7 protein-coding genes and 2 pseudogenes are annotated in these 8,478 nt (G+C 56.7%); 2 read left to right on the top strand and 7 right to left on the bottom strand.

Annotation, left to right across the window (positions count from 1 at the left end):
• Positions 1-37: 37 nt before the first annotated feature.
• Positions 38-460, bottom strand: a pseudogene (locus tag ACRESJ_RS11810) (methyl-accepting chemotaxis protein); the annotation flags it as partial.
• A 126-nt stretch (positions 461-586) separates the two neighbouring features.
• Positions 587-1,357 (bottom strand): annotated as a pseudogene (locus ACRESJ_RS11805) (PAS domain-containing protein); the annotation flags it as partial.
• A gap of 745 nt (positions 1,358-2,102) precedes the next feature.
• Between ACRESJ_RS11805 and ACRESJ_RS11800 the strand changes: the two are divergent.
• Positions 2,103-2,519: a GNAT family N-acetyltransferase gene (locus ACRESJ_RS11800; protein WP_431758043.1), complete on the top strand. Its 417-nt coding sequence runs from the start codon at positions 2,103-2,105 to the stop codon at positions 2,517-2,519.
• Between the two features lie 78 nt (positions 2,520-2,597).
• Here the strand turns inward: ACRESJ_RS11800 and def are convergent, their stop codons facing one another.
• From def to ACRESJ_RS11785, 3 genes are all read right to left on the bottom strand, one after another.
• Positions 2,598-3,137, bottom strand: coding sequence for a peptide deformylase (gene def / locus ACRESJ_RS11795; RefSeq protein ID WP_431758042.1), 540 nt, complete (start codon positions 3,135-3,137; stop codon positions 2,598-2,600).
• A complete protein-coding gene (locus tag ACRESJ_RS11790; RefSeq protein WP_431758041.1) occupies positions 3,134-4,108 on the bottom strand; it encodes a YihY/virulence factor BrkB family protein in 975 nt (324 codons plus the stop codon). The genes def and ACRESJ_RS11790 overlap by 4 nt, the downstream gene beginning before the upstream one ends.
• Before the next feature lie 183 nt (positions 4,109-4,291).
• Positions 4,292-4,483: a CsbD family protein gene (locus tag ACRESJ_RS11785; protein WP_431758040.1), complete on the bottom strand. Its 192-nt coding sequence runs from the start codon at positions 4,481-4,483 to the stop codon at positions 4,292-4,294.
• A gap of 202 nt (positions 4,484-4,685) precedes the next feature.
• Here ACRESJ_RS11785 and ACRESJ_RS11780 point away from each other — a divergent pair, with 202 nt between their 5' ends.
• Positions 4,686-5,063: a hypothetical protein gene (locus ACRESJ_RS11780; RefSeq protein ID WP_431758039.1), complete on the top strand. Its 378-nt coding sequence runs from the start codon at positions 4,686-4,688 to the stop codon at positions 5,061-5,063.
• Between the two features lie 122 nt (positions 5,064-5,185).
• Here the strand turns inward: ACRESJ_RS11780 and fadD1 are convergent, their stop codons facing one another.
• Both fadD1 and ACRESJ_RS11770 read right to left on the bottom strand, forming a co-directional pair.
• Positions 5,186-6,886, bottom strand: coding sequence for a long-chain-fatty-acid--CoA ligase FadD1 (fadD1, locus tag ACRESJ_RS11775; RefSeq protein WP_431758038.1), 1,701 nt, complete (start codon positions 6,884-6,886; stop codon positions 5,186-5,188).
• Positions 6,887-7,263: 377 nt separating this feature from the next.
• A partial coding sequence (locus tag ACRESJ_RS11770) for an AMP-binding protein (protein WP_431758037.1) occupies positions 7,264-8,478 on the bottom strand: 1,215 nt, incomplete at its 5' end.

The following is an 8,478-nucleotide window of genomic DNA, read 5'->3' as shown; positions in this document are numbered from 1 at the left end:
AAAATCAAAAGATCGCAGCCTGCGGCAGCTCCTACACTCAGTTCAATTGCAACGTCGAGTTGAACTGGCTGATCGCATCCACCACGTGCCGTGATCCCGCCTGGATCTCCAGAATCACCTCCCCCGCCTCATTCGCCAGCTCCACCCCAAGCCCGGTTCGGCTCAGGCTCGACTGCATGCTGGTCACGGCGCTCAATGACAAATCATGGTTCTTGCGCACCACATCGACAATCTCCAGCGTTGCCTGACTGGTACGCGCCGCCAGGCTGCGCACTTCATCGGCAACGACCGCAAACCCTCGCCCGTGTTCGCCGGCACGGGCCGCTTCGATTGCGGCATTGAGCGCCAGCAAGTTGGTCTGGTCGGCAATGCCACGAATGGTTTGAACGATGGTGCCGATGATATCGGACTGTTTGCTGACCGCGTCGATACTCAGCGCTGCCTGGTTCAAATCACTGGAAATGTCCTGAATGATCTGGACAGTTTGCTGCACCACCTCGGAGCCTTTGCGCGCGCAAGCGTCGTTTTGCACCGAGGTGCTATGGGCCGACTCCGCGGCGGTTTGCAGGGTGGTCATTTGATGGGTGATGTCGGTGGCGAACTTCACCACCTTGTACAGCCGGCCTTTGGCATCAAACAACGGGTTGTAGGAAGCTTCCAGGAACACCGTATGACCATACTTGTCTTTGCGCTCGAAACGATGCGAGTGGTATTCGCCGCGATTGAGCGATGCCCAAAACGCCTTGTAGCTCTCCGACTCGGCTTCGGCACGATGACAGAACAGGCTGTGGTGCTGCCCTACTACTTCTTTGATTGAGTAATGCATGGTTTTCAGAAAGTTTTCGTTGGCCGTGATGACCTTGCCGTCTGGAGTGAATTCGATCACCGCCATGGAGCGCCCGATCGCCGCGAGCCGGCTCTCGTTTTCGTGCTCCTTGTTGACCCTCAGAGAGATATCCGTGGCAACCTTGATCACGCTGCGCACCTGGCGTTCAGGCCCATACACCGGCATGTAGCTGGCTTCGAGCCAGATCTCCTTGCCACTTTTGTTCAAGCGCAAAAAGGTGCCGCTGACCGCTTCACCCCGCGCCAGATCTCGCCACAATTTGGCGTACTCCGCGCTACGGTAAAACGCCTCTTCACAGAAAATCCGGTGATGCTTGCCGCGCACTTCCTCAGCGCTATAACCCATGGCCCTGCAAAAATTTTCATTGGCATCGATCACGATGCCATCGGGGGTGAACTCAATCATTGCCATCGAACGGCCAATGGCAGCCAACTTGGCATTGGCCTCGGAGAGCGCACAGCTGGAACGTTCAATTTCCAGCAGGTCAGCCTTGTTATGCAGGTTAAACATGGTCGTATCACCCTATGCGCGTCTTTTGAATTATTGAAAGTTGCTGGTCTTTCAAATCCACTACTACGTTCCAGGGAACAGGAACGCGCGCCCTCCAAAGGAAGGACATGGTCAGGTAATAAATGATGTTTGATCGAAAGGTCCTTAAGGCGCCGTCCTCATCAAGACATCCCGTTCTTGATAGCCCATGAGCGGGCCTTTCCTAACTTCTTCACAAGAAAACTCCCTTTAACGAACAGCTCCGTATTTGAATGCTTCGGTGGCTTGGGTTGCGCACTCTTGTGGTCTGGTCGTCGGAATGCCCGACATATTCAGTTACAGCCAGCATAGACAGCCTTGATGTCCGGGCAAGGCCATTAGTCGGCCACTATTTGGTCAGTCTTCAGGACAAAAACGGTTCAGCAGATGGATCCAAAACGCTTGGGAAGAAGTGTTTGAGAATGGGAATGAAGACGGAGTTGGGGGGACTTATTGCAGGTTACCTTTAGGCCGATCGCTCCCGTAACGTGCGGGAGCGATCGGTCAGCGCAGGATCAATGCCCGAATACATTGAGCTTTTTCGCTTTTTTATCGGCGCGCTTTTCAATGGCGGTTTTCAGTGGCTTTTTCTTGTCTGCTTTTCTTGAATCCAGACCTTTGGACATGATGTGTACTCCACTCACAAGGAATGTGAGAACAGGTATACACCTATCCTTGGGGACGCGTTCTTTTATAATCGCCGGTTTGCGCACCGACAGTCCGAATCATGCCCGACACTCATTTCACCCAGCTCGACGAGCCTTTATGGCCTTTGATAAACAAGTTTTATCGCGCGCACCAATCATCGATGAAAGCGGTTCGCGACGCGCAACTGTGGGTCGCCAGGCGCGATGAAATCGTGGGGGCACTGTGTTTGCGTCCGGTAGCCGGCGGGCATTGGCTGACCGGGTTGTTTGTCGATCCGGCCTGTCGTGAACAAGGGATTGCCGCCGGATTGATTGCGGCCGCGGTGAAGGATTGCGAACAGCCGGTGTGGTTGTTCTGTCATCCGGATTTGCGGGGGTTTTATGAGGGTCGCGGGTTTCGCTTTGACCCGCAGATGCCATACGCCATGGTTGAGCGATTGAGTCGTTATGCGCGTAGCAAGCCGATGATTGCGATGGGGTTGGAACCTACTAACTAAAATCAAAAGATCGCAGCCTTCGGCAGCTCCTACAGGGACCGGTGTAGGAGCTACCGAAGGCGGCGATCTTGTTAGGGTTCAGTCGTCCGCGTTGGGATCGAGGTCGGGGAACATCACCTCGGTAAACCCGAATTTGCTGAAATCGGTAATGCGCGACGGGTACAAGCGGCCGATCAGGTGATCGCATTCGTGCTGCACCACCCGCGCATGGAAACCCGAGGCAATCCGTACAATCGGCTCGCCCTTGGGATCGAAGCCTTCGTAGCGGATCTGTTGATAGCGGTCCACCGCACCGCGCAAACCAGGCACCGACAGGCAGCCTTCGAATCCTTCTTCCAGCGTTGGGCTCAGAGGCGTAATCAGCGGATTGATCAGGATGGTCTGCGGCACCGCTTCGGCATCCGGATAACGCTCGCTGTGCTCGAAACCAAAGATCACCAATTGCAGGTCCACACCAATCTGCGGCGCAGCCAGGCCAACGCCACCGACGCTTTCCATGGTCTGAAACATATCGTCGATCAGTTGCCACAGTTCCGGGCTGTCGAACATTTCGGCCGGCACCGGCGGGGCGATGCGCAGCAGGCGTTCATCGCCCATTTTCAGAATTTCACGGATCATTTGATGGTTTCGTCAGTAGGTGGTTTCACCGAGTGATCGCGGCCAAGTCCGGACACGTGGTGCTTCTCTTCATGCGCCCCTAAAGGCGCAGCACCGTGCTCGCCGGCGACCCTCTCGCCAGGCTCCTTGCCCTCGCGCGACATGTGTTCGATCACCGCATTCATCTCCGCCCCGAGCAATAGCACCGCAGCAGAAATGTAGAAGTACAGCAACAGCACGATGATCGCGCCGATGCTGCCATACATGGCGTTGTAGTTGGAGAATTCCTTGACGTAGAAACCGAATCCCAGCGAAGCAATGATCCACACCACCACTGCCAGCACCGAACCCGGCGTGATGAAACGGAACTCCTGTTTGACGTCGGGCATGACGTAATAGATCAGCGCGACGGCGACCATCAGCAGGATCACGATCACCGGCCAGCGCGCGATGGACCACAACGTGACGATGAAATATTCGAGCCCGACCTGTTCGGCGATCCAGGTCATCACTTGCGGCCCCAGCACCATCAGCGCAGCGGCGATCAGCAACATGCCGGCGATACCTACGGTGTAGATGATCGACAACGGAAAGCGCTTCCACGCCGGGCGGCCTTCGACTACGTCGTAAGCGGCGTTCATGGCGCTCATCATCAGCCGCACGCCGGCGGATGCGGTCCATAGCGCGATCACGATACCCACCGACAGCAAACCACCCTTGGATTGCTGGAGCTGGTCGATCACCGGGTTCACTTGCTCCAGCGCCTGAGGCGGCAGCACCAGTTCCGATTGCAGGCGCAACCAAGAGAAGAAGTCTGGTAAATGCAGGAAACCGATCAGGGCGATCAGGAACAGGATGAAGGGAAACAACGAAAACAGCATTTGATAGGCCAGCGCCGAGGCATAGGTCGACATCTCGTCGTCGACGAACTCGGTGACCGTACGCACCATCACGCGGTGCAGGGGCAAGCCTCTCATGTCCGGGAAAATCATTCGCGTCTCCATTCGCCGCAAAAATGGGTTGAAGTCATGGCGATTCAGGGGCCGTTTTCATTCATCAAAGTAGCTTAACTCGCGGCTTTGAAACAAATTAATGGCGCAAGTTCAGGCTGACACAAAAACGGCCATCCGGGGATGGCCGCTTCGTGGCTTTATCAAAGGCCATCAAAGGCCAGTTCAAGCTTGGTCGATACCTTTTTTCACAGCATCCTTGGCCTTGCCGACCGCTTGCTGGGCCTCGCCTTTCTTTTCCTGCACTACGCCTTCAGCGCGCATTTTGTCGCTATCGATAGCCTTGCCGACGCCCTGTTTTATGTTGCCAGCCGCTTCGTTGGCCATGCCTTTCACTTTATCGCTCGTGCTACCCATGATGAATCTCCTGCGTATATTCCAATGGGAGGAAAGTCGTTACACAAGGTTGACCGGGGCCGTTTGAGCGGAGTTTCATTTATTTTCAGCACGACATTTCATCGTTCCATGCAGGTTGGGCTTTATGTTTGCCCGGCAACCCCCGAGAATGCGCAACGTATTGGCGCCGCGGCGCTGAAGATCCAACACCCGCAGGAATGTTATGAAACTCGATAAAAAGCAGGCCATTGCCCGCAGAAACCAGGAACTTGGTGGTGCTGTGCTTGGTGTCAACAACTGCCACTTCACCGAACTGAACCGCAACCGCAACATCTGGTGGTTCGATATCCCGGTGACACGCCTGGCCGTTGGTCAGTACGAGTGGATTCACCTGCTGATGCACACCCCGGCGACCGACGAGCTGCTGCATTTGAAAGTGCCGACGGTGTTCCTTCGCGAGAAGCTTGAAGGCCTGGTCATTCGGAACGAAGGCAAGCGCAAGGCTGCTCTGAGCCTGGAATTGAGTGCCGACAAGGACTCGTTCCTGCAGGACATGCGCCCGGCGGGCACCAACGTCAATTTCGCGCCGTTCCGCCAATAAAATCAAAAGATCGCAGCCTTCGGCAGCTCCTACAGGGTGTACGCCATCCAATGTAGGAGCTGCCGCAGGCTGCGATCTTTTGACCTTCAACAAAAAGCCCCGCATCTGCGGGGCTTCTCGATTTACGCGGTCGCTTTCTTCGCGTTGATCTTCTTCAACTCTTCATCGCGCAATTCACGACGCAGGATCTTGCCGACGTTGGTGGTCGGCAGCGCATCGCGGAATTCCACGGAGCGTGGGACTTTGTAACCGGTGACGTTGGCGCGCATGTGCTCCATCACTTGTTCCTTGGTCAGGGTCACGCCCGGCTTGGCGACGATGAAAATCTTGATCGCCTCGCCCGACTTCTCGTCCGGTACGCCGATGGCCGCACATTGCAGCACGCCCGGCAGGGTCGCCAGCACGTCTTCCAGCTCGTTCGGGTACACGTTGAAACCGGACACCAGGATCATGTCTTTCTTGCGATCGACGATGCGCATGTAGCCATCGGGCTGGATCAGCGCGATGTCACCGGTCTTCAACCAGCCTTCGCTGTCGAGGATTTCGTCGGTGGCTTCCTGACGCTGCCAGTAGCCCTTCATGACCTGCGGCCCCTTCACACACAGCTCGCCGATTTCACCCATTGGCTGCTCGACACCGGCATCACTGATGATTTTGCACAGGGTCGATGGCACCGGAATGCCGATGGTGCCGATCTGGATGTTCTGGATCGGGTTGACCGTGGCCACCGGGCTGGTTTCGGTCATGCCGTAACCTTCGCAAATGGCGCAACCGGTGACCGCTTTCCAGCGCTCCGCTGCGGCCAGTTGCAAGGCCATGCCACCGGACAACGTCACTTTCAGCGCCGAGAAGTCCAGCTTGCGGAAACCTTCGTTGTTACACAGGGCAACGAACAGGGTGTTCAGGCCGACGAACCCGCTGAACTTCCACTTCGACAGTTCCTTGACCATCGCCGGCAGGTCGCGCGGGTTACTGATCAGGATGTTGTGGTTGCCGATCAGCATCATCGCCATGCAATGAAAGGTGAAGGCATAGATGTGATACAGCGGCAGCGGCGTGATCAGGATCTCGCAACCTTCATTAAGGTTGGAGCCCATCAGCGCCTTGCACTGCAACATGTTCGCCACCAGGTTACGGTGGGTCAGCATCGCGCCCTTGGCCACGCCCGTGGTACCACCGGTGTATTGCAACACCGCCACATCGCTGCTGGCCGGGCAAGCTTCTTTGACTGGCTGACCATGGCCCTTGCTCAGTACGTCATTGAACTTGATGGCTTTGGGCAGGTGATACGCCGGCACCATCTTCTTCACGTACTTGATGACGCTGTTGATGAGCAGGCGCTTGACCGGCGGCAGCAGGTCGGCGACTTCGGTGATGATGACGTGTTTGACGCCGGTTTTCGGCACCACGGTTTCCGCCAGGTGCGCCATGTTGGCCAGGCAAACCAGGGCCTTGGCACCGGAGTCGTTGAACTGATGTTCCATTTCCCGCGCGGTGTACAACGGGTTGGTATTGACCACGATCAGCCCGGCGCGGATCGCACCGAAAACGGCAACCGGGTACTGCAACACGTTGGGCAGCTGCACGGCGATTCGATCGCCCGGCTGCAAATCGGTATGCTGTTGCAGATAGGCGGCAAAGGCCCCGGACAATTCGTACAGTTCACCGTAGGTGATTGTCTTGCCCAGGTTGCTGAATGCCGGTTTGTTGGCGAAGCGTTGGCAGGATTGCTTCAACACTGCCTGAATATTCGGGTACTCATCTGGATTGATGTCGCTAGCAATCCCAGCTGGGTACTTATCCTTCCAAAAGTCTTCGATCATGGAAGCCCACTCCTCAGCAACGCGAATTCAGCACCGCATTTGATGCGATTATTATTGGTGTTTGATTATTGGTGAATCTGGCTGACAGAAGGCCGAGAAGTCACAAAACGCGCCGAGAGTAGCAGCTTTGCCAAGGGTCGCCTAGAGCCAAAAGCGGCCTCTACAGTCACAATCGTGACTCAAGAATGACAAGCAGTCATTTTAGAGCAAAGATTCCAATATCCTCTGAAAGCCTCGGAAATTGGGGCTTTTCCCAAAAGCATCGCGGGCAAGCCCGCTCCCACAAGGTTCGGTGTTGTTCACAAACGGGTGAACGACTCAAAACCTGTGGGAGCGTGGCTTGCCCGCGATCCGCGCAACGCGCGGCCATTCACCAATCAAGCGATATCGCGCAACTCCCGCCGCAAAATCTTGCCCACCGGCGTCATCGGCAACGACTCACGCAGAACAATGTGCTTGGGCACTTTGTAAGCCGTGAAGTTTTCCTTGCAGTACGCCTTGAGCTCTTCAAGGCTGACCCCCGCCTCCCGCGCTACCACGAACAACTTCACCGCCTCGCCCGAACGCTCGTCCGGTACGCCGATGACGGCACAGTTGGCGACTTTCGGATGGGCCATGACCACGTCTTCAATCTCGTTCGGGTACACGTTGAAACCCGAGACGATGATCATGTCTTTCTTGCGGTCGACGATGCGCACGAAACCGTCTGGATCGATCACGGCAATGTCGCCGGACTTGAACCAACCCTCGGCATCCAGCACTTCGGCGGTGGCTTCAGGTTTCTGCCAGTACCCCTTCATGATCTGCGGCCCCTTGATGCACAGCTCGCCGCGTTCGCCCAGCGGCTGCTCGACACCCTCATCATTAATCACTTTGAGCGTGGTGCCCGGCACCGGCAGGCCGACCGTGCCAATGCGCGACTGGTCGCCATAGGGGTTGGTGCAGGCCACTGGCGAGGTTTCGGTCAGGCCGTAGCCTTCGGTGATGCGGCAACCGGTCAACTGCTCCCAGCGCTCGGCGGTGGCTTTGACCAGCGCAGTGCCGCCGGAGTTGGTGAGTTTGAGACTGGAGAAATCCAGGGTCTTGAAATCCGGATGATCCATCAGCGCCACGAACAGCGTGTTGAGCCCCAGCAGCGCCGAGAACCGCCATTTCTTCAGCTCTTTGATAAAGCCGCCAATGTCCCGCGGATTGGTGATCAGTATGTTGTGGTTGCCCGTCACCATCATGCACATGCAGTTCGCCGTGAAGGCATAGATATGGTACAGCGGCAGCGGCGCGATCATGACCTCCTGACCTTCGCGCAACAGCGGCTGACCGTCGCTGGCCGACTGGCTGAGGCAGGCCCGTGCCTGTTGCATGTTCGCCACCAGGTTGCCATGGGTCAGCATCGCGCCCTTGGCCAGGCCCGTGGTGCCGCCGGTGTATTGCAGCACGGCGATGTCGTCGAGACCGACGCTCAGCGGCTTGATGCCCAGGCCCCGGCCCATGCGCAGCGCACTCTTGAAGGAAACAGCCTGGGGCAAGGAATAGGCCGGGACCATCTTCTTGACCTTGCTCACCATCGTGTTGACCAGCCAACCCTTGGCGGT

Source organism: Pseudomonas sp. (assembly GCF_050739655.1).
Taxonomy (GTDB): Bacteria; Pseudomonadota; Gammaproteobacteria; order Pseudomonadales; family Pseudomonadaceae; genus Aquipseudomonas.
The sequence above is the reverse complement of the archived record's forward strand: the minus strand, read 5'-3'. Positions and strand labels throughout refer to the sequence as shown.

What these genes read in the sequence shown, in the direction of transcription:
- ACRESJ_RS11800 (WP_431758043.1), top strand. Translation starts at nt 2,103, where the DNA reads ATGCCCGACACTCATTTCACCCAGCTCGACGAGCCTTTATGGCCTTTG.
- def (WP_431758042.1), bottom strand. Translation starts at nt 3,137, where the DNA reads ATGATCCGTGAAATTCTGAAAATGGGCGATGAACGCCTGCTGCGCATC.
- ACRESJ_RS11790 (WP_431758041.1), bottom strand. Translation starts at nt 4,108, where the DNA reads ATGATTTTCCCGGACATGAGAGGCTTGCCCCTGCACCGCGTGATGGTG.
- ACRESJ_RS11785 (WP_431758040.1), bottom strand. Translation starts at nt 4,483, where the DNA reads ATGGGTAGCACGAGCGATAAAGTGAAAGGCATGGCCAACGAAGCGGCT.
- ACRESJ_RS11780 (WP_431758039.1), top strand. Translation starts at nt 4,686, where the DNA reads ATGAAACTCGATAAAAAGCAGGCCATTGCCCGCAGAAACCAGGAACTT.
- fadD1 (WP_431758038.1), bottom strand. Translation starts at nt 6,886, where the DNA reads ATGATCGAAGACTTTTGGAAGGATAAGTACCCAGCTGGGATTGCTAGC.